The sequence below is a fragment of the Vibrio sp. 3-2(1) genome, from assembly GCF_963887575.1.
GTDB lineage: Bacteria > Pseudomonadota > Gammaproteobacteria > Enterobacterales > Vibrionaceae > Vibrio > Vibrio anguillarum.
The window spans coordinates 82,582-101,268 of the sequence record NZ_CAWPGB010000033.1; the positions used below are offsets into that span (position 1 = coordinate 82,582).

General features: G+C 45.0%; 20 protein-coding genes. 10 read left to right on the forward strand and 10 right to left on the reverse strand.

The annotated features are described in order from the left end of the window. The first annotated feature begins 243 nt into the window (after positions 1 to 243). The 5 genes from AACQ79_RS11435 to recR all read left to right on the forward strand — a co-directional run bounded on the left by AACQ79_RS11435 (position 244) and on the right by recR (position 4,540). The gene (locus AACQ79_RS11435) at positions 244 to 609 is read left to right on the forward strand and encodes a YbaN family protein (RefSeq protein ID WP_017044101.1); all 366 of its coding nucleotides are present in this window, start codon (positions 244 to 246) and stop codon (positions 607 to 609) included. A gap of 157 nt (positions 610 to 766) precedes the next feature. Continuing rightward, the gene (gene apt, locus AACQ79_RS11440) at positions 767 to 1,312 is read left to right on the forward strand and encodes an adenine phosphoribosyltransferase (RefSeq protein WP_013857239.1); all 546 of its coding nucleotides are present in this window, start codon (positions 767 to 769) and stop codon (positions 1,310 to 1,312) included. A gap of 21 nt (positions 1,313 to 1,333) precedes the next feature. Further along, positions 1,334 to 3,478: a DNA polymerase III subunit gamma/tau gene (gene dnaX, locus AACQ79_RS11445; RefSeq protein ID WP_094165717.1), complete on the forward strand. Its 2,145-nt coding sequence runs from the start codon at positions 1,334 to 1,336 to the stop codon at positions 3,476 to 3,478. Positions 3,479 to 3,560: 82 nt separating this feature from the next. Continuing rightward, positions 3,561 to 3,890 carry a YbaB/EbfC family nucleoid-associated protein gene (locus AACQ79_RS11450; protein WP_013857237.1) on the forward strand — a complete coding sequence of 110 codons (330 nt, stop codon included), beginning with the start codon at positions 3,561 to 3,563 and terminating at the stop codon, positions 3,888 to 3,890. A 50-nt stretch (positions 3,891 to 3,940) separates the two neighbouring features. After that, a complete protein-coding gene (gene recR / locus AACQ79_RS11455; RefSeq protein WP_013857236.1) occupies positions 3,941 to 4,540 on the forward strand; it encodes a recombination mediator RecR in 600 nt (199 codons plus the stop codon). A gap of 77 nt (positions 4,541 to 4,617) precedes the next feature. Here recR and AACQ79_RS11460 read toward each other — a convergent pair whose 3' ends face one another. Then, positions 4,618 to 4,866 carry a YkgJ family cysteine cluster protein gene (locus tag AACQ79_RS11460; RefSeq protein ID WP_013857235.1) on the reverse strand — a complete coding sequence of 83 codons (249 nt, stop codon included), beginning with the start codon at positions 4,864 to 4,866 and terminating at the stop codon, positions 4,618 to 4,620. A 157-nt stretch (positions 4,867 to 5,023) separates the two neighbouring features. Here AACQ79_RS11460 and AACQ79_RS11465 point away from each other — a divergent pair, with 157 nt between their 5' ends. Continuing rightward, the gene (locus tag AACQ79_RS11465; RefSeq protein ID WP_017047805.1) at positions 5,024 to 5,464 is read left to right on the forward strand and encodes a YcgN family cysteine cluster protein; all 441 of its coding nucleotides are present in this window, start codon (positions 5,024 to 5,026) and stop codon (positions 5,462 to 5,464) included. 22 nt (positions 5,465 to 5,486) lie between these two features. Here the strand turns inward: AACQ79_RS11465 and AACQ79_RS11470 are convergent, their stop codons facing one another. The 5 genes from AACQ79_RS11470 to gap all read right to left on the reverse strand — a co-directional run bounded on the left by AACQ79_RS11470 (position 5,487) and on the right by gap (position 9,958). Beyond that, positions 5,487 to 5,837, reverse strand: a complete 351-nt coding sequence (locus AACQ79_RS11470) for a hypothetical protein (protein ID WP_017044563.1) — start codon at positions 5,835 to 5,837, stop codon at positions 5,487 to 5,489. A gap of 150 nt (positions 5,838 to 5,987) precedes the next feature. Next, the gene (locus AACQ79_RS11475; RefSeq protein WP_249339198.1) at positions 5,988 to 6,911 is read right to left on the reverse strand and encodes a ChaN family lipoprotein; all 924 of its coding nucleotides are present in this window, start codon (positions 6,909 to 6,911) and stop codon (positions 5,988 to 5,990) included. Between the two features lie 70 nt (positions 6,912 to 6,981). Beyond that, entirely contained in the window at positions 6,982 to 7,803 is an 822-nt protein-coding gene (gene rlmA, locus AACQ79_RS11480) for a 23S rRNA (guanine(745)-N(1))-methyltransferase (RefSeq protein ID WP_017047803.1), read from the reverse strand. A 119-nt stretch (positions 7,804 to 7,922) separates the two neighbouring features. Further along, a complete protein-coding gene (locus tag AACQ79_RS11485) occupies positions 7,923 to 8,807 on the reverse strand; it encodes a D-hexose-6-phosphate mutarotase (RefSeq protein ID WP_170899113.1) in 885 nt (294 codons plus the stop codon). A 155-nt stretch (positions 8,808 to 8,962) separates the two neighbouring features. Further along, complete coding sequence (gap, locus tag AACQ79_RS11490) at positions 8,963 to 9,958, reverse strand: type I glyceraldehyde-3-phosphate dehydrogenase (RefSeq protein WP_170899114.1); 996 nt, start codon at positions 9,956 to 9,958, stop codon at positions 8,963 to 8,965. A gap of 337 nt (positions 9,959 to 10,295) precedes the next feature. On the opposite strand from gap, the gene msrB reads away from it, so the two are divergent. After that, the gene (gene msrB / locus AACQ79_RS11495) at positions 10,296 to 10,700 is read left to right on the forward strand and encodes a peptide-methionine (R)-S-oxide reductase MsrB (protein ID WP_013857228.1); all 405 of its coding nucleotides are present in this window, start codon (positions 10,296 to 10,298) and stop codon (positions 10,698 to 10,700) included. Positions 10,701 to 10,747: 47 nt separating this feature from the next. Here the strand turns inward: msrB and AACQ79_RS11500 are convergent, their stop codons facing one another. Next, positions 10,748 to 11,572, reverse strand: coding sequence for a DUF2989 domain-containing protein (locus tag AACQ79_RS11500; protein WP_013857227.1), 825 nt, complete (start codon positions 11,570 to 11,572; stop codon positions 10,748 to 10,750). Between the two features lie 101 nt (positions 11,573 to 11,673). Here AACQ79_RS11500 and AACQ79_RS11505 point away from each other — a divergent pair, with 101 nt between their 5' ends. Continuing rightward, positions 11,674 to 11,958, forward strand: a complete 285-nt coding sequence (locus AACQ79_RS11505) for a YeaC family protein (protein ID WP_013857226.1) — start codon at positions 11,674 to 11,676, stop codon at positions 11,956 to 11,958. A gap of 92 nt (positions 11,959 to 12,050) precedes the next feature. Here the strand turns inward: AACQ79_RS11505 and ansA are convergent, their stop codons facing one another. Together ansA and sppA are read right to left on the reverse strand one after the other, a co-directional pair. Further along, entirely contained in the window at positions 12,051 to 13,064 is a 1,014-nt protein-coding gene (gene ansA, locus AACQ79_RS11510) for an asparaginase (RefSeq protein WP_017044568.1), read from the reverse strand. Positions 13,065 to 13,184: 120 nt separating this feature from the next. Beyond that, positions 13,185 to 15,035 carry a signal peptide peptidase SppA gene (gene sppA, locus AACQ79_RS11515; RefSeq protein WP_170899115.1) on the reverse strand — a complete coding sequence of 617 codons (1,851 nt, stop codon included), beginning with the start codon at positions 15,033 to 15,035 and terminating at the stop codon, positions 13,185 to 13,187. Between the two features lie 212 nt (positions 15,036 to 15,247). Here sppA and AACQ79_RS11520 point away from each other — a divergent pair, with 212 nt between their 5' ends. After that, a complete protein-coding gene (locus AACQ79_RS11520) occupies positions 15,248 to 17,251 on the forward strand; it encodes an NADPH-dependent 2,4-dienoyl-CoA reductase (RefSeq protein ID WP_170899116.1) in 2,004 nt (667 codons plus the stop codon). A 125-nt stretch (positions 17,252 to 17,376) separates the two neighbouring features. Here the strand turns inward: AACQ79_RS11520 and purU are convergent, their stop codons facing one another. Continuing rightward, the gene (gene purU / locus AACQ79_RS11525) at positions 17,377 to 18,210 is read right to left on the reverse strand and encodes a formyltetrahydrofolate deformylase (protein ID WP_010317194.1); all 834 of its coding nucleotides are present in this window, start codon (positions 18,208 to 18,210) and stop codon (positions 17,377 to 17,379) included. A gap of 187 nt (positions 18,211 to 18,397) precedes the next feature. On the opposite strand from purU, the gene AACQ79_RS11530 reads away from it, so the two are divergent. After that, complete coding sequence (locus AACQ79_RS11530) at positions 18,398 to 18,598, forward strand: hypothetical protein (RefSeq protein ID WP_013857222.1); 201 nt, start codon at positions 18,398 to 18,400, stop codon at positions 18,596 to 18,598. Positions 18,599 to 18,687: the final 89 nt, after the last annotated feature.

Sequence of the window (18,687 nt, forward strand, 5' to 3'; positions counted from 1 at the left end):
ATTAACTTTGTTTATGGTGCCAAAACGAACGGAGTCATCCAACACTAGAGAAGTTATGATGGAAGAGCAGAATTTTAAAGAACCTTACAACATTTTTTATTTTTTAGGCTTTATTGCCGTACTTTCGATCCCTACATTGCCAGCAATACTGACTTGGATCCGTGTGTTTAATGGTTATTCAACTTTCTGAGTTGGATAGTACGTTGGGAGTTCACCATCAATATTCGTCATTTTCTTCTTACGGTGGCTGGTGGGCTCTGCCTTCTGTTAGGCGTGATAGGCATATTCTTACCGCTACTCCCCACAACCCCTTTCATACTCCTTGCTAGCGCTTGCTTCTTACGAAGTAGCCCTCGTTTTCATGCTTGGTTGCATCAACATCAGACGCTAGGCCCAATACTGGATAATTGGCAGCAACATGGCGCTGTTTCGCGGCAAGTGAAACAACGGGGATGTTTGTGGATTATTCTAAGCTTTATTTTTTCCATCTGGGTTGTCCCACACTTTTGGCTCAAAATTATGTTGTTTACTATGCTTGTGGTCCTGATCACTTGGTTTATTCGACTTCCCACTCATGAGCAGGTTGCTAACCAACAAGAAAATCACTAGCATTATGGGGAAGTGTGCCCATTCTTCGAATGGGCGTTTGTTTTTTCAGCGGCTAAGATATTGTGGCTTATCTATGTTGCTGAGAGCTCACGCTCTATCATTCTGATACGTAAATGTATCGTGAGAAATGAAGAGCCAATCTAAGTAAATGTAAGTTATGACAACCGAAACTATCTCTTTGATCAAATCGAGCATTCAAAGCATCCCTAACTACCCAAAACCTGGCATTTTGTTTCGTGATGTAACTAGCCTGCTAGAGGATGCAAAAGCCTATCAAGCAACCATTGCTTTATTAGTCGAAAAATATAAAGACATGGGCTTTACCAAAGTTGTGGGTACAGAAGCGCGTGGTTTCCTATTTGGCGCGCCATTGGCTTTAGAGCTTGGTTTGGGGTTTGTACCTGTACGTAAGCCGGGTAAGTTACCACGCGAAACGTTAGCTCAATCTTACGAATTGGAATACGGTACTGACACATTAGAAATTCACGTTGATGCGATCAAACAAGGTGATAAAGTGCTGGTGGTGGATGATCTACTGGCAACGGGTGGTACGATTGAAGCGACGACTAAATTGATCCGCCAGCTTGGTGGTGAAGTTGAGCACGCGGCTTTTGTCATCAACCTGCCTGAAATTGGCGGAGACAAACGTTTACAAGGTTTGGGCCTGAACGTTTATAGTATTTGTGAATTTGAAGGTCATTAAGCTAATCAACTGGACGTACTCATGAGTTATCTTGCCTTAGCGCGAAAATGGCGACCAACAAAATTTAATGAGGTGGTGGGACAAGCACATGTCTTAACTGCACTAGAAAATGCGTTGGCCCAAAATAGATTGCACCATGCGTATTTATTCAGCGGTACACGTGGTGTAGGCAAGACGACGATTGGTCGCTTGTTTGCCAAGGGGTTAAACTGTGAAACAGGTATTACGGCCACACCTTGTGGCCAATGTGATACTTGTCGAGAGATTGACCAAGGCCGTTTTGTTGATCTTTTAGAAATAGATGCGGCATCACGAACCAAAGTCGAAGATACGCGCGAATTACTTGATAACGTGCAATACAAGCCTGCTCGCGGTCGATTCAAGGTGTACTTAATCGATGAAGTTCACATGCTGTCGCGCCACAGTTTTAACGCTTTGCTTAAAACGTTGGAAGAGCCGCCTGAGTATGTGAAATTCTTGCTCGCTACGACAGATCCGCAAAAGCTGCCGGTTACGATTTTATCGCGCTGCTTACAGTTTCATCTTAAGCCGATCAGTGTTGAAAATATCCACGATCAGCTTGAGCATGTTTTAGCGGCAGAGCAGATCCCTTGTGAAGCGAGAGCATTAAGAATGATCGCTCATGCTGCCGATGGCAGTATGCGTGATGCACTTAGCTTAACTGATCAAGCGATTGCACTAGGTAATAACCAGGTGATGGCCGATGTAGTCGCCCCAATGCTTGGCACGCTAGACACAGATCAAGCACTCCATTTACTGCAAGCCATTAGCAGTAAACAGCCTCAAACGGCGATGGATAGCGTTGCACATTTAGCACAAAATGGTGTGGATTGGGATGGATTACTACAACAACTCTCGGCGCAGTTACACCGTATTGCGATGTATCAAGCGTTGCCAGCAACACTGGACAAAACCCAACCTGACTCAGAGAAAGTGCAACTGCTTAGCAAAGCACTGAGCCCACAAGATGTGCAGCTCTATTATCAAATTGCTTTAAAAGGACGTGAAGATTTAGCACTTTCGCCAACCGCTCGAACGGGGCTGGAAATGATTGTGCTACGTATGATGGCGTTTCGTCCTGCTTCGGTATCGTTGGTGAATACGTTCAGTACTGAAGTGAGTTCAGATGTCGCAGTGCCAAGCCACGGCACTCCTTCACAAAAACCTGTATCAGTGGTAACGCCTCTAACTGAACCTACGCAAACGTCGGTGGCTCCCGTATCGGATAGTCAGGTTAATGAGCCACAAAGGCATGAGGATACTCAGCCTGATTATGGCATCGTTCAAGATTACGATAACCGCTATGCGGATATGAATGATGACATGTCCAGTGCAATGGAATATGCCCCAGAATCGTATGAGCCTGCACCAGTTCCTCAACCACCAGCACCTTCTTCAGCTCCACGTCCCTCACCGATTGCAGGGCTGCGACACCAGTTGCGTTCACAGCGCCAAGGGGTTGCTCAGCCAGCAAAAGGAGTGAATGAAACAAAGAGCAACGGGACAAAAAAGCCTAATGCGGCATCGACTAAATCTGAATCTGTGCTTGAGCGTGTTGCCTCGCATGGAAAATCAGCTCGAGTGTCGCCTTTGTCAACATCCGCTCCTGAAGCTGTCCCAACTTTGGACAACGAGCCTTATCAGTGGCGTCCAACGCTGCAACCTGTGGTGGTTGAACAACAAAAAACAGAGCTGACACCGACACAAATTAAGCAAGCGCTAGAACATATTAAAACGCCAGAGATGGCAGAAAAGTTACTTGCAGAATCGATAGAACAAGATGAATGGGCAGCTCTGATCCACCAGCTCGATATTGCCAAGTTAGTGGAACAATTAGCACTTAATTCTGTCTACCACAAATCGGGCTCATCAATTGAGCTAGTGCTGCGGCCAAGTCAGGCCCATCTTAATACCGATAAAGCACAAAGCGAGTTGTTAGAAGCGCTCAATGAGACATTAGCTGAAGAGTGCCACCTTAGCGTGACAATTGGTGAGCAAGGTGAGACTCCATTGGAGCTTAGAGAGCGTCTTTACCAACTCAAATTAGAGCAAGCATTGAACAGCTTGGAGGCCGACCCTCACGTAATGTTCTTCAAGCGACGTTTTGATGCGGAACTTGATCGCGACAGTGTGCGGCCGATTTAATCAATTAAGCGAGTGTGGGGTTGAATCTATATGTTATGACCCCACCTTATGTGAAACACCCAATTCAACCAGAGAGATAAACATGTTTGGTAAAGGCGGTATGGGCAACCTAATGAAGCAAGCCCAACAAATGCAAGAGCGCATGCAAAAGCTACAAGAAGAAATTGCGAATATGGAAGTGGTTGGTGAGTCTGGTGCTGGTCTGGTAAAAGTGACCATTACTGGTAGCCACAGCGTACGCCGTGTAGAGATTGATGAAAGCTTAATGGAAGACGACAAAGAGATGCTAGAAGATCTGATTGCCGCCGCTTTCAATGATGCTGCGCGCCGCGTGGAAGAGACTCAAAAAGAAAAAATGGCTTCTGTCACTGGCGGTATGCAATTACCACCAGGTATGAAGATGCCGTTTTAACGAACGACTTTTTAACAAACAACCTTTTTAACAAACAAAATAGGTTACTAATGCGTACCAGTCATATGCTGGAGCATTTGATGGAGGCCTTACGTTGTCTGCCTGGGGTGGGTCCCAAGTCAGCACAGCGTATGGCCTTTCATTTGTTACAGCGCGATAGAAAAGGCGGCTTACAGCTCGCCGATGCTTTAAGCCAAGCCATGACAGAAATTGGACATTGCAGTGAATGTCGAACTTTCACTGAAGAAGAAACTTGTCATATTTGTAGCAACCCTAAGCGGCAGGATAATGGCCAACTCTGTGTAGTCGAAAGCCCTGCTGATATTGCGGCCATTGAAGCTACAGGCCAATATTCTGGACGTTATTTTGTTCTGATGGGACACTTATCACCTTTAGATGGTATCGGCCCGAGTGATATTGGTTTAGATACGCTGGATTACCGTTTGCAACGTGGTGGCATTGCCGAAGTCATTCTTGCCACTAACCCAACCGTTGAAGGGGAAGCGACCGCGCACTACATTGCGGAATTATGTCGCGCCCATCAAGTCTCTGCGAGCCGTATTGCTCATGGTGTGCCTGTTGGCGGTGAGCTTGAGCTTGTTGATGGCACGACGCTATCACATTCTTTGCTTGGCAGACAAAAGCTGTAGCACCTTTCGAATCATTGCCCTAGCTGCTGGGGCAATTTTGAGTGGCGCCATCAATTAAGGCAAACAAAGCAGTGCCATCAAGTGATTTTTTCGAGTTCGGTAATGTTGCTCAAAGCTTCTTGGTTCGTGTTGCCACAGACCATCGGGCAAGGCTTAAATTCGTGGCATACTTTTGGACGTTCAGGCTTACCAAATAACTTGCACAAATTAGCGTCATTAAGTTGAATGCAACGTACACCTGCTGGCTTTCCTTGCTCCATACCCGGGATGGAGGAAGAAATACTAGGGGCGATACAACACGCACCACAACCAAGTCTGCATTCCATAATTGAGTACCAGTAAAAGAAAAGGGTTACGATCCTAGCAGATGTGACCGAAGTGTACAGCAATAGCTTCCTAAATTAACAAGCCGTTTTTATCCTTGAACTTTGGTTGGTGTGGAGGTATAACACGCACCCCATTCGTTAAGTTAGATAGAGACTCATGAACACACCATTCTGGCAAAATAAGAAATTAGAACAAATGACGGAATCGGAGTGGGAATCGCTTTGTGATGGATGCGGTAAGTGCTGCTTACACAAGTTAATGGATGAAGATAGTGATGAGGTCTATTACACCAATGTCGCTTGCAGTTGGTTAAACAGCGATACCTGCTCATGCAAGGATTATCCAAACCGTTTCAATTCTGGTGAGGAGTGCTTAAAACTGACGCGTGATAAAATTGATGAATTTAACTGGTTGCCGGATACGTGCGCCTATCGTGTACTGTCAGAAGGCAAAACATTGCCGCAATGGCATCCTTTGATTACCGGCTCCAAAGAGGCGATGCACGCCGCGCAAGAAAGTGTTCGCAACAAAGTCGTTTATGAGATTGATGTTATCGACTGGGAGGATCACATCATCAACCATCCCAACCGCAATTAATATCCAATAGAAATCTAAAAAATTAGAGAAGCAGTAACAAACCTCCTACTGTTGCTGCAGCGGAAAAATATTTCCCTGCGGAATAGGAGCTATCATCTTCTTCTGGTTTTTTATCTGGATGATCTAACCCCAAAGCACCATGAGCAAATGATTCCACTTTGCCAGTCACAGTTTTCTCTTTGTTTTCTAACTTACTCTCTTTGTCGAGTTGTTGCAGCGCTGCGAGCAAGGCTTTGCCTTCATCAGACAAAGTGACGGTATTCTGCTCCACTTTGAGCGGGGCAGAGGGGGGGGATGCCGCTGTAGAATTTGCTTGAGCTTTAACTTGCTGGAGTGAATGCAGTTGCGCTGAGCTTGTCCCTACCGGTGTCATACTTCTCTCCTATAAATGCCATCAGTTAATGTATCGACAGATTTATGAAAAACTTGTGCAAAAAATTCGCAATTTGTATGAAGCATGTACAAGCAAAAAACGCGCCTACTTTATATGAAAAGAATAAGCAGGCCCGTTATTCGCCGCTAATTAGTCGCAAGTGAGATCTGTGTTGCGATTCTTTATCTGTTGATAGGCTTGCATGCGATGCTCTGCTTGAACATAGGCGGTGGGAATTGGCAGTACAGTGAGTTGGAAATCAGGATACGACGCCTGGGTATCCTCTACGGGCGTGATGATGGCAATCTTTAAATCAGGATTTCGACGAAGGATAGAATGCGCCGTGCCTAAACCCTGCTCGGTGTGGAACTTACCTGCGATGTGCATCACCTGAGCTGTCGGGTGGTTTTGTAAATAATCCACCATGCTTTCTGCCATCGTTTCATCCCAAGTGACCTGAGCTGCATACTGTTTTTCAGTTTGCTCTTTTGAACCGTGGTGCATTGATTCCATGAATTTCGCTTTGTAGGGAGAGGCTGAGGTGTCAATTTGGTGTGCAACCTGAGCCCGCTCTACTGGCGTTAATTTATCAAGGTATTTGATCCCTACTTTGCCGATACAACGTACGAAAGGTTTAGGCGCATTAGCGGCAATGACATCCAACTGCTGTGATTTTGCAAATTCAACCAGTGGGCGGTAGTCACTTTGGTAGTTTGGCCACGCTCTGGTCTGAGAAATAAGGTATTGTTCGCCGATTTCTCCTGCTAGATAGCGGTTCAGTATCTCTTGCTCATCGCGTGAAAATTGTTCCATAGACAAGGCAACATGGGTGTTTTCGCGGCTGAGTTGTGCCAATAGCTCGGTTTGGAAGCGATGAATGGCTGGGTGTGTATGCCACTCACCGACTAAAATGATATCGGCATTTTTTATCTCATTCGGCAGCGAATTGAGATTCAATGGTTTGCCGCTAGGGGTGGATAATTGGTAGTCATAAAAGTGAGCAATGGGCTTCGGCTGGTGCGAAGCACAGCCAAAAAGTGGTAATAGTAGAGCCAGAGAAGTAACTAAGCGCATGAGTGTCTCCATTTTGAATTTGGCATAATAATGGAGACACTGTGGATTTGCAATATAATGAGAATTATTATCAACTAACTTTGCGATAAACGCTGATCATAAAATCGGCCTCACAATTAAATTGCTCAGCTTGCTTTAATTGCGCTCTTAGCTCATCACTGGCCCGCCATGCAAACGGCGTCATCTGTAATAAATCAAAAGCATCGTTACCACTTAATGCCATGGTGTAGTGCAGTTTTTGTTGCTCTACTAATGTAAACCCAGCTATCTCTTCTGCGGTTTCATCATGCAGTTGAACATTAGGATAGATCCCTTCTTTTAACTGATAGAGGTGCCTTGCCGCGGGTGTAACGGTAATCACCACTCCTTGGTTTTGAATGCAGCGGTAAAGCTCTTGCGCTTTACAGGGCGCATAAATTCGTAATATACCGGCTAGGGAAGCATCGTCAAAGGGCAAGCGGTGGCTGGAGGCGACGACAAAGTTGACCATAGGGTAGCGCTTTGCTGCATAACGGACGGCGATTTTAGAGATATCTAACCCATAGGTGACCGATTGTGTCGAGTGTTGTGCAAGCGTTTGAGCGACAAATTGGGTGTAGTAACCTTCGCCGCAGCCGATGTCTAAAAACTGATAAGAAGAATCTTGCAGATATTTACTGCACAACTGAGCGACCGTCTGACGCATCAGATCGTAATGTCCACCTTCAAGAAAACGGCGCCGAGCTTGCATCATCTCTTTATTATCACCCGGATCTTTTGAGCGTTTATGATGTGCAGGCATCAAATTGACGTAGCCCTCTTTGGCTATATCAAATTGATGATTATTTTCACATTTCAATATTTGCTGCTGTTGCAACAGAGGTTGCTGGCAAAGGGGGCACAGATACGCCATGAAGATCTCGCTTGAAAAACAAAGGTGCCAGTTTAGCGTCTGCGGCTAGAAATAAAAAGGACAGCGTGATTTCACTGCCCTCAGCACGAGTATGATGACGGAAAATTCGCCAAAAAAGCTTAGTTGGAAAAAACCGTCGTGACGAGCTGATGGCTTTCACCTGGTTGCAAGGTTTTTCCAGCGGACAAGCAAGGGGCATGCAGTGTAGATTCAACACACAGCATCGTTTGATAACCATCGTCAGGCATATCTACCATTGATTGAGCGCCTTGAGCCCACGGATTCCACAAGACGGCAGAGTTGTGCCCAGAGTTTTCAACCACTAACGTGCGATTCAAAACAGGATCTTGGACCTGAATTTGTGCTTCAGGTGCGGTATAGACGCGATCAATCGTATCGGTGAGGATGAGTGTTGAACCACCTTGACACATTTTTGCATCTTGTAAGCTGTCTATATATTCAACGCCCATACCTGTAGTAGTGGTCTGGGTAATATTACCAACCTTGAGGTAGCTGTGCAGCGCTGCAGAAAACGTCCATGCTTTCTCATCCGTATTGGTCGTTTCTAAAGTGACTTTTAACTTGTCACCGATTTCAACATAAAGACGGGTTTTGAATTGAAATGGCCAAATAGCCAGTGTTTGGGGCGAATGGTCGAGCCCTAGCACGATAATAACGCCCTGCTCGTTTTCTCTATGTTCAATCAATGCCCATTCACTGGTGCGTGCGAAACCATGGGCTGGTGCAGCAATACGGCCAAACCATGGCCAACAAACAGGGATCCCGCCTCTTAGAGCGGCTTTACCGTCAAAAATGGCCGTGTCACTCATCCAAATGAGCTCATCTTGTCCTTTAGGAGTGAATGAGATGACATGGCCGCCATGTAGTGTAATTCCGGCGGTCGCTTTGTCATGAATAACGCGAACAATTTTAACGCCCTCTTTCTCAACGATGGTGACGTTGTCAGAAAGATAAGTCAGGGTAGGGAGAGATTGCAGATCCATAAATTCGATACCTCATACCATTCCTACCGGATAAATAAGTGAGGAACGGCTCGGATTGTCTAACGCAGTCCCATTAATGAAAGGGACAGATACTAAAAAGGCGACACAATGGCCGCCTTTTTGTTCTCAACGAATTTCTTCGCTAAACACTACGATTATTTAGAAACGTGAGCGATTAGGTCTAGAACTTTGTTTGAGTAACCGATTTCGTTGTCGTACCAAGATACAACTTTAACGAATTTGTCAGTTAGTGCGATACCAGCTTTAGCATCGAATACAGATGTGTTGATTTCGCCGATGAAGTCTTGAGAAACAACTGCATCTTCAGTGTAGCCTAGAACGCCAGCGAATTCGTTTTCAGAAGCGCGCTTCATTTCAGCACAAATTTCTGCGTAAGATGCTGGGTTTTGTAGGTTAACAGTTAGGTCAACTACAGAAACGTTCGCTGTCGGTACGCGGAAAGCCATACCAGTCAGTTTGCCGTTTAGTTCTGGGATTACAACGCCAACCGCTTTAGCTGCGCCAGTTGAAGATGGGATGATGTTTTGAGAAGCACCACGACCACCACGCCAGTCTTTCGCAGAAGGACCATCTACAGTTTTTTGAGTCGCTGTAGTTGCGTGAACAGTAGTCATAAGACCAGACTCGATGCCCCACTTGTCGTTAAGAACTTTAGCGATAGGTGCTAGGCAGTTTGTAGTACAAGAAGCGTTAGAAACGATGTCTTGGCCAGCGTAAGAAGCGTGGTTAACACCCATTACGAACATTGGAGTCGCGTCTTTTGAAGGACCAGTTAGAACAACTTTTTTCGCGCCAGCAATGATGTGCTTACGAGCGGTTGCATCGTCTAGGAATAGACCTGTTGCTTCAGCAACCACGTCAACACCGATTGCATCCCATTTTAGATCTTCTGGGTTACGCTCAGCTGTTACACGTACAGTTTTGCCGTTTACAACTAGGTTGCCAGCTTCAACTTCAACAGTACCGTTGAAACGGCCATGAGTTGAGTCATACTTTAACATGTATGCCATATAATCTACGTCGATAAGGTCGTTAATACCTACAACTTCGATGTCGTTGCGCTCTTGCGCTGCACGGAATACGAAACGACCGATACGGCCAAAACCGTTAATACCTACTTTGATAGTCATTATAGTTGCTCCACAACTTAATTTCTGATTAAAGATAACTGGTAGTAAAATTACAGAATCCAGTAAATGTCTGCAACAGATAATCGGACTTAACTTGTTTAAAGTCAAAAAAAAGCGACGCTTTTTTTCACAATTAATCGTAAGTGATTAAATTTTAAACTTTATACCGCTTCTGTTTACTTTCAGTTGGCGTAAAATACTTTAGCCTTCTAAGGCAGTTAGAAATCACATACCTACCATTTCATGGTGAGAAAGTATGTGCTACAAAGAGTGGAGTATGCAAGTTTTTGGCATAAAAAGTACCAGTGCAATATTGAGAAGAAGGGAAGTTTTGTAAGTGAAATCGAAGATTGAGAATAATGTTAAGCCTGATGAATACTGGCGTGAAAGACTAACGGATGATGAGTTTTATGTTTGCCGTCAACGCGGTACAGAAGCCCCGTTTAGTGGCAAGTTATTACATAATCGTGACACAGGTGTGTACGCGTGTACCTGTTGCAGCAGCCCGTTATTTGTCTCCAACAATAAGTATGATTCGGGGTGTGGTTGGCCAAGTTTTGATGCACCGATCAATGATACTGCAATCCGCTATCTTGAAGATTTAACGCATGGAATGATTCGAACTGAGATCCGTTGTGCGGTGTGTGATAGCCATCTAGGGCATGTTTTTCCTGATGGACCTCAAACAACAGGTGAACGATTTTGTGTCAATTCAGTGTCGTTAATTTTCAACAAAAAGTGAAAAAGCGGTGAACTTATCACCGCTCTTTGTTTTATGATTACATTTTGTTAGTTGGCAAAGTCGAGAGGAATGAGCTCTGGTTTAAACTGTCCATTTTTGATAGCGTCAACGATTTTTTCGGCGATATCGTCGAGTGCATCAAATTTTTCTTGATCAAACCCATACAGCAATTTGAGTTCTGTCTCTGAAGCAACCGGCACATTGAATGTTTTTCCTACCATCGCCCAAATGTAAGCTTTTTCTTTCTGTTTGAGAATTTGGTTGGTACTGGCAAGAGATTTGATAGCATCAAGGTTGATACTGCCTTTTGGGCTGAGTTCTAAGGTTCGATGGAGCAAATAGATTGCTTTTTCTCGATCCCGTTGAACATAAAAAGTAGCGAGAGCGTATTGCATTTCTGCTGTATCTAGCTCGGGTTTACCTTCACGTTGTAAGAATTTTCTTTGTGCACTTTTATCACCAATCTGACTCCAGAGAAAGTATAAGGTTTCCGCGGAGCTGGATGACTGAAGCTCTTTTTCAATCTGCTCTAAATCTTTCCCTGTATTGACGAGTGCTGAAAATCGACGTTGTTTCAGTTCCGTTTGATCAATAGCTTGAATTTGTGAAGCGAGCTCGAGACATTTTCGATAAGCTTGAACTAATCCGTATTCTTTAATCTTGTTGCTATCGCTTGGATTTTTAAGTACTTCAAATCGATGCCAGATGAGGTCCGTGCGTGGAACTCTACATTGCCCATCATTTATATTGAGCCTTTCACAGCGCAAATTAGGATTATCTGCACATAGCTTGTCGGTATCTCTGTTATTCTCAAAGCAGCCACTTATAAGAAGTGATAGGCTGAGAATCATGGGCACTTTTATCAAATTCATAATATTAGCTTGTGATCAAATACACTTATTTATTGGGCTTGTCTTGACTCAATATCATGGCAAGTTATGTTTGTGACGAATTCGTTAATTAAGGATAGACCATGGATGCCGATCAACTCATTAACGCCATCACCCCCGAAGCTTACAAGCGATTAATGCACGCTGTTGAAACGGGTAAGTGGCCCGAAGGTACACCACTTTCACAAACACAGCGAGATTCATGCATGCAAGCTGTGATGTTGTATCAATCTAAGCATAATGTAGAAGCGGACCATATGACAGTTGCCGCCGGTGGAGAAATCAGTTTTAAGTCAAAAAATGAGCTTAAAAAGCGCTTTCAAAACGGACAAGACGATATTGTTCGAGTCAATCCAAACCACGAATGAGTCTATTTGACTTGTACAGAATACAAAAATCCCCAATTCATTGAGTTGGGGATTTTGTTAATGAAGGGAAAATATATTGTGGGTGCTTAAAGCTATAAGCTCATTTCACCACGTAATACTTCCTGCATTTTCTGCTTCACTTCTTCATAAGAAAGATTCTGGCTCAGTAAATAGTGAAGCTTGGCTAAAGCGGCTTCGGGTGTCATGTCGTAGCCGCTGATCACGCCTGCTTCTGCAAGGGCACAGCCTGTCGCGTAACCCCCCATGTTGACTTTACCTGCTAAGCATTGAGTTAAGTTCATGACGATCACGCCACGTTCTGAGGCTTCTTTTAAATGCGCTAATAGTTGCGCATTTTGAGGTGCATTTCCCACACCAAAAGTCAGCAAAATCATCGCGTTGACTGGCTGTAATAAGGTATTGCGGATCACTTCGTGAGAGATGCCAGGGTACATGGTAATCACACCGATCGGTTGTGGTGTAATGTTATGGACTCGGAAGGCTCCTTGCGGCTGTTCGCCAACTTTAACGTTACTGCTGATTTGAATATTGATCCCAGCTTCTAACAGCGGAGGAAGGTTCGGCGAGGTAAACGCATTAAAACCATCGGCGTGTGATTTGACACTGCGGTTACCCCGCATCAACTGATTATTGAAGAATAACGTCACTTCATTGATGGGGTAATTAGCGGCGATGTGCAACGCATTAAGTAAATTCGCTTGTCCGTCAGAGCGCAATTCGGCCAACGGAATTTGTGAGCCTGTCACAATGACGGGTTTACCCAAGTTTTCCAGCATGAAAGAGAGTGCCGATGCCGTGTAAGCCATGGTATCCGTACCATGTAAAATCACAAAGCCATCGTATTTATCATAATTATCTCGAATATCGTTGGCGATTTGTTGCCAATCTTCAGGTGTCATGTCCGAGGAGTCAATCAGAGGGTCATATTCATGAATGGTGAACTCAGGCATTTCAGGGCGCTGAAACTCAGGCATACTTGCGAGTTGTTTTTCCATGAAGCCCGCAATAGGGACATAACCATGGTCGGATTTTAGCATGCCGATAGTACCGCCAGTGTAGGCGATGTAGATATGTTTTCTTGCCATAGCTAGAAATCACTCGTGTAGGGGAACAGAGCGGGGGATTATAGCGTATTCACTTAATATAAAAAGGGGCGCTCAACACAAAGCGCCCCAATGGTTTTTAGTCATTACAGATTGATATTGCTACTGAACTTGGCAGTTTAGGCAGAACGCATATTGCCCTTTCGGATCATTAAAATGGTTGAGCAAGCTGGCATCTTGCACCCATTGTTTTGCTACAGGTTGCAGCGACGCTGGCACTAGTGTTGATACATCAAAACCGAAGCGAACTTGCACTTGATTCATGATGTCTTGCAAGAATTGCTCAGCGGGTGAAAGGGGTTCTTCTACCCAATAAATATTGTAGGTCTCTAATTTTGCCAGTTGTGCTGCGAGCTTAATGGCATCATCAAAGTCACCCATTTGATCGACTAAACCATGATCCATCGCATCTTGTCCTGTCCATACGCGGCCTTGCGCGACCTGATCGACTTGTGCCAATGAAAGGCCACGGTTCTCTCCCACCAAACTAATGAAACGCTGGTAACCATGGTTAATGCCCAGTTGCAGTGCGTTGGCCACGCCTTTTGTTAGCCCTGTGGTGACACCGACACCAGAAAAAGGTGAGGTTCCTACGCCATCGGTATAAACCCCCAATTTATTGAGTCCTTTTTCGAATGTGGTGATGACACTAAAAATACCAATCGAACCGGTTAACGTGGTTGGCTGCGCGATAATTTTATCCGCACTCATTGAAATCCAATAACCGCCAGACGCTGCAAGGCTTGACATTGAGACGACAACCGGTTTGCCTGCGTCTTTTAACGCTTGAATTTCATTACGAATAACTTCGGAGGCAAAGGCGCTGCCTCCTGGGCTGTCCACACGCAATACGACGGCTTTGACTTTATCATCGTTACGCGCTTGGCGAAGTAATGCGGCGGTGGTATCACCACCGACTGTGCCTCGTGGGTGATCTCCATCCATGATGGTACCACTAGCCACGATCACGGCCACATCGTCCATATCAGCGTTAAACTGTGGCCTAATGGTGGCTTGATATTCGTAGTAACCTACGGCGTTGTAGCTATCTTCTCCATTGCTGCCAAATGTTTCGGCGAGCGATAGGCGCATTTGTTGGCGAGTGGCCAATTCATCCACTAACCCTAATTTTAATGATAAAGCAGCGAGATCACCCTCGGTCGCTTTTAATTGCGTCAGAAATTCATCCATTGATGGGTTTAACGTTTTCCCGTCAATCTTACGGTTGGTCGCTACGTCATCAACGTACGCTCCCCACAACTGCGTTAACCAGCGAGAGGCGGACTCTTTCGCCGCGTCGGACATATCGTCACGAATAAATGGCTCAATGGCTGATTTATAAGTCCCGACACGGAAAACGTGCGTATTAACGTCCAGCTTTTCCAGCAAAGTTTTGTAGTACATTGAATAGGCACTGTAGCCTTTCAGCATCACTGCGCCATCCGGTGCCAAATAGACTTTATCGGCGTAGCTTGCCAAATAATATTGGCTTTGATTATAGAAATCTCCCACCGCGTAGATGGGTTTGCCCGTGGCTTTAAATTCGTTCAACGCTTTAGCAATGTAACGTAGCTTAGTGAGGTTGGTTTCAGGCATTTCTCCGAGAGCGAGCACAATGCCTGTGATTTTCGCATCGTCTTTCGCATGGCGAATGGTCTCTACTACATCAAATAATACATTTTCTTTGGGCAAGTCTTTGCCAAAAAATGAACCAGTCATTGAATCCATCGGATTGATGTAAGAACTCTGTTCAACAATCGGTCCTGATAAGTTCATTACTAATGCGGACTCTTTTTCTATGGTAGGCAGGGGAGAATCGGCATGCACATACAAGAAATAAATCAGTGCAATACTGAGCAAAAAGAACAGGTTGGTTAAGGCTAAACGAATAAAGGTAATGATTTTCCAAAAACCTTTAAATATCAAACCGATAAATCGAAATAGTGATTTCATTGTTTCTCCACTGCGGCTATTCGCAAGCGTGTTTAAATGAATCAAGGGATTAACCTTGAGATATTAATGGCTTACATCCTACGTGATCTAGTATACCCAAACAACCGCAAGATTGATCGGTGTTACAAAAATGTAAACACTTGTTTGATTTTTTTTGTGGGCAATAATATTCTGGTCAGACCATAACGCATAATTATAAAAGTGAAGTCGCCATGTACCCACATCTGTTAGAGCCTTTGGATTTAGGATTTACTCAGTTACGCAACCGTGTATTGATGGGATCAATGCACACGGGATTAGAAGAGCACAAGGAAGGGCTCCATAAGCTGGCCGCTTTTTATGAAGAGCGTGCAAAAGGTGGGGTTGGGCTGATTGTGACGGGCGGGTTTTCGCCTAATTTGCGCGGTCGACTTCACCCTTTCAGTGCCGAATTTAGCAAGGCAAAACATGCGCGTGCACACCAAGTTGTAACTGAGGCAGTGCATCGCCAAGGTGGAAAAATCGCCTTGCAATTGCTGCACGCAGGCCGATACGCAATGCACCCTTTTGCTCAAAGTGCTTCGGCGATTAAAGCACCTATTGCGCGTTTTGCACCGAGTGAAATGAGTGCCCGTCAGATAAAAAAAACCATTGATGCCTTTGTCAGTAGTGCTGAATTAGCTCACCTTGCAGGATACGATGGTGTGGAAGTGATGGGCTCGGAAGGGTATTTGATCAACCAATTTATCTGTAAACGTACCAACATGCGTTACGACGATTGGGGCGGTAGTTACGAAAATCGTATCCGTTTACCCATTGAGATAGTGAAAGCGATTCGCGCAGTGGTTGGTAAAGAGTTCATCATCATTTTCCGCCTTTCAATGCTGGATTTAGTCGAAGAGGGCAGTACTTTTGAAGAGGTTTTAATGCTCGCTAAGGCACTTGAACAAGCTGGCGTGACCATTATCAATACGGGCATCGGTTGGCATGAAGCGCGCGTTCCAACGATAGCGACTCAAGTACCCCGTGCTGCTTTTACTTGGGTAACGGAAAAGATCCGCCCACATCTCTCTGTGCCCGTCGTGACCTGTAATCGTATCAACACTCCAGAAGAAGCAGAAAAAATATTAGCAACGGGTCAAGCGGATATGGTGTCGATGGCGCGTCCGTTTCTTGCCGATCCAGAATTTGTTGCCAAAGCCGAGCAAGGAAAAGCCGCGCTGATCAATACGTGTATCGGCTGTAACCAAGCCTGTTTAGATAACGTATTTAAAGGCAAACGGGCCAGTTGCCTCGTTAACCCGCGGGCCTGCTATGAAACGGAAATGGTTATTCGCCCTGCGGCTCAGCCGAAAAAAATGGCGGTGATTGGCGCAGGTCCTGCGGGACTTGCTTGCGCGACTACCTTGGCTGAGCGTGGGCATCATGTTGATCTGTTTGAAAAAAATGATCGCATTGGTGGCCAGTTCCGTTTGGCGATGCAAATTCCCGGCAAAGAAGAGTTTCGAGAAACCATTCGCTACTTTGCAAATCGTATTGATCAAACCGGTGTGCATCTGCATTTAGATACTGACGTCAATTTTGAGATGCTCGAACCGTACGATGAAGTAGTGATGGCGTCGGGTGTCGAGCCGAGAAAAGTAAAAATTGATGGTATTGATAACCTAGAAAAGGTGGTGGATTACCAAACGCTGATCCGTGAAAAAACACCCGTTGGCGAAAAAGTCGCGATTGTTGGTGCTGGCGGAATTGGTGTCGACGTCGCCACTATGTTGACTGAGCCGACAGAGCATACGCTTGATGATTGGCTGCATGATTGGGGCATCGATAAAGAGATTGCTTATCCCGGAGGTTTGTACCCATTTCCCGATTGTATGAGTGAGAAAACGGTATGGCTATTGCAGCGTCGCAAAGGACGAGTAGGTAAAGGCCCCGGTAAGACCACAGGTTGGATCCATAAACGCACCTTAGAAAAGCGTGGAGTGAATCTACTGGGTGGTGTCGGTTATGAAAAAATTGCCGCTGACGGTTTACATATCACGCTTGACGGTAATCCTTTGCTGTTAGACGCCGATAAAATTGTGATTTGTGCCGGGCAAGAATCGGTACGTCCTTTTGAAGATAAATGGGCATCATTGGGTGAGAAGATGCATGTGATTGGTGGTGCCGATTATGCTGGTGAGCTTGATGCTGTGCGTGCGATTCGTCAGGGGGTAGAGCTGGCGATTAAGTTATAATCTATGGTCCAAGCTAGCCGGTGGTGCTATCACTTGGAGTGATCAGCCAGCAATCGTAAAACAACAAAAGGCGCAAATCGCGCCTTTTGTCTTTCCTATGTTCGTGAAGAACAGTCTTCGCTTTGCTATAAAATGACCGTTTTGTTGCCATAAACAAAAACGTGATCGTTGATAACTTTGTTCAAGGCTTTACTCAGCACATTTTTCTCAACATCCCGTCCAGCTTGCGCCATGTTTTGCGCGCTGAATGTGTGATCAACCGGGATCACATCTTGCTTAATAATCGGGCCTTCATCTAAATCATTAGTGACAAAGTGCGCCGTCGCACCAATGATTTTTACACCGCGCTCGTATGCTTGCTGGTAAGGTTTTGCACCAATGAATGCCGGTAAAAAACTGTGGTGAATATTAATAATTTTGTGATGGTACTTATCGACAAAACCAGGAGTGAGTACCCGCATGTATTTGGCGAGGACCAAATAGTCGGCGTGATATTGGTCCAGCACTTCTAACAATTTCTGCTCATGTTCCTCGCGGTTTAGCCCTTCATGAGAAACATGGTGATACGGGATATCAAACTTTTCGGTCAGATTTTGCAGCGTATCGTAATTGCCAATCACTGCAGCAATATCGACATCCAAGCTGCCATCATAATTCTTAATCAAAATATCGCCCAAGCAATGTGCTTCTTTAGTCACCAAAATAACGATGCGTTTGCGCGAAGAATCAATCAGTTTACGTTTTGCGTGTGCAGGCAAGGCTTGGTCAAGGTCGGCTAAAAGGGTGGTGTCGTTAAAGTAGCCTTCCAATTCAGTACGCATAAAAAAGTGACCACTGATGTTATCAACATACTCATTATTATGAATAATATTGAGTTGATGTTTATAACAAATGTTCGTGATTTTAGAGATAAGTCCGGGCGCATCACTACAATGAGTGAGCAGTGTTTTTCTTTCCATTATTAATTACTTCCGTGCATGATTTTTTTCGTTCTAAAAACTAATTCGTGAGCGTGTGAACGGTGAGGCGCCCCGCAATATAAGGGCTATAATTAATCTATTATTAAGTTGGTTTCAATATATAAACGGGTTCACCGTTAGGCTTTTACTAAATTTCTTCCTCACAGAGTGTCTTAAGGCGGTATTTATGGATAGAGAACTCCTCGCACGAAAGCTGTATATGGAAAGAGTGAGTGCATTGATGGGAGACCATCAAATTGACGAAATCATTTTGGAAGACATGTGGGAGAACCGAGCGTCACCCGCCGAGGCGGCAAAAGCAATGACCCAAACGGAGAATGGGTACGAAGGACCAGCTTGGTTATCTCGTTACCTCAATCGCAAATAGAACACACCTAACTGGCGCGGGTTGCACTTGGATTCGCGCCAGCTCATCAAACCTGACATAATGCCCCGCAACGAACACTTACCTCCACT

Excerpts from the sequence above, each read along its gene's own strand:
- apt (WP_013857239.1), top strand. The coding sequence starts at position 767 with ATGACAACCGAAACTATCTCTTTGATCAAATCGAGCATTCAAAGCATC.
- dnaX (WP_094165717.1), top strand. The coding sequence starts at position 1,334 with ATGAGTTATCTTGCCTTAGCGCGAAAATGGCGACCAACAAAATTTAAT.
- AACQ79_RS11450 (WP_013857237.1), top strand. The coding sequence starts at position 3,561 with ATGTTTGGTAAAGGCGGTATGGGCAACCTAATGAAGCAAGCCCAACAA.
- recR (WP_013857236.1), top strand. The coding sequence starts at position 3,941 with ATGCGTACCAGTCATATGCTGGAGCATTTGATGGAGGCCTTACGTTGT.
- AACQ79_RS11460 (WP_013857235.1), bottom strand. The coding sequence starts at position 4,866 with ATGGAATGCAGACTTGGTTGTGGTGCGTGTTGTATCGCCCCTAGTATT.
- AACQ79_RS11465 (WP_017047805.1), top strand. The coding sequence starts at position 5,024 with ATGAACACACCATTCTGGCAAAATAAGAAATTAGAACAAATGACGGAA.
- AACQ79_RS11470 (WP_017044563.1), bottom strand. The coding sequence starts at position 5,837 with ATGACACCGGTAGGGACAAGCTCAGCGCAACTGCATTCACTCCAGCAA.
- AACQ79_RS11475 (WP_249339198.1), bottom strand. The coding sequence starts at position 6,911 with ATGCGCTTAGTTACTTCTCTGGCTCTACTATTACCACTTTTTGGCTGT.
- rlmA (WP_017047803.1), bottom strand. The coding sequence starts at position 7,803 with ATGGCGTATCTGTGCCCCCTTTGCCAGCAACCTCTGTTGCAACAGCAG.
- AACQ79_RS11485 (WP_170899113.1), bottom strand. The coding sequence starts at position 8,807 with ATGGATCTGCAATCTCTCCCTACCCTGACTTATCTTTCTGACAACGTC.
- gap (WP_170899114.1), bottom strand. The coding sequence starts at position 9,958 with ATGACTATCAAAGTAGGTATTAACGGTTTTGGCCGTATCGGTCGTTTC.
- AACQ79_RS11500 (WP_013857227.1), bottom strand. The coding sequence starts at position 11,572 with ATGAATTTGATAAAAGTGCCCATGATTCTCAGCCTATCACTTCTTATA.
- AACQ79_RS11505 (WP_013857226.1), top strand. The coding sequence starts at position 11,674 with ATGGATGCCGATCAACTCATTAACGCCATCACCCCCGAAGCTTACAAG.
- ansA (WP_017044568.1), bottom strand. The coding sequence starts at position 13,064 with ATGGCAAGAAAACATATCTACATCGCCTACACTGGCGGTACTATCGGC.
- sppA (WP_170899115.1), bottom strand. The coding sequence starts at position 15,035 with ATGAAATCACTATTTCGATTTATCGGTTTGATATTTAAAGGTTTTTGG.
- AACQ79_RS11520 (WP_170899116.1), top strand. The coding sequence starts at position 15,248 with ATGTACCCACATCTGTTAGAGCCTTTGGATTTAGGATTTACTCAGTTA.
- purU (WP_010317194.1), bottom strand. The coding sequence starts at position 18,210 with ATGGAAAGAAAAACACTGCTCACTCATTGTAGTGATGCGCCCGGACTT.
- AACQ79_RS11530 (WP_013857222.1), top strand. The coding sequence starts at position 18,398 with ATGGATAGAGAACTCCTCGCACGAAAGCTGTATATGGAAAGAGTGAGT.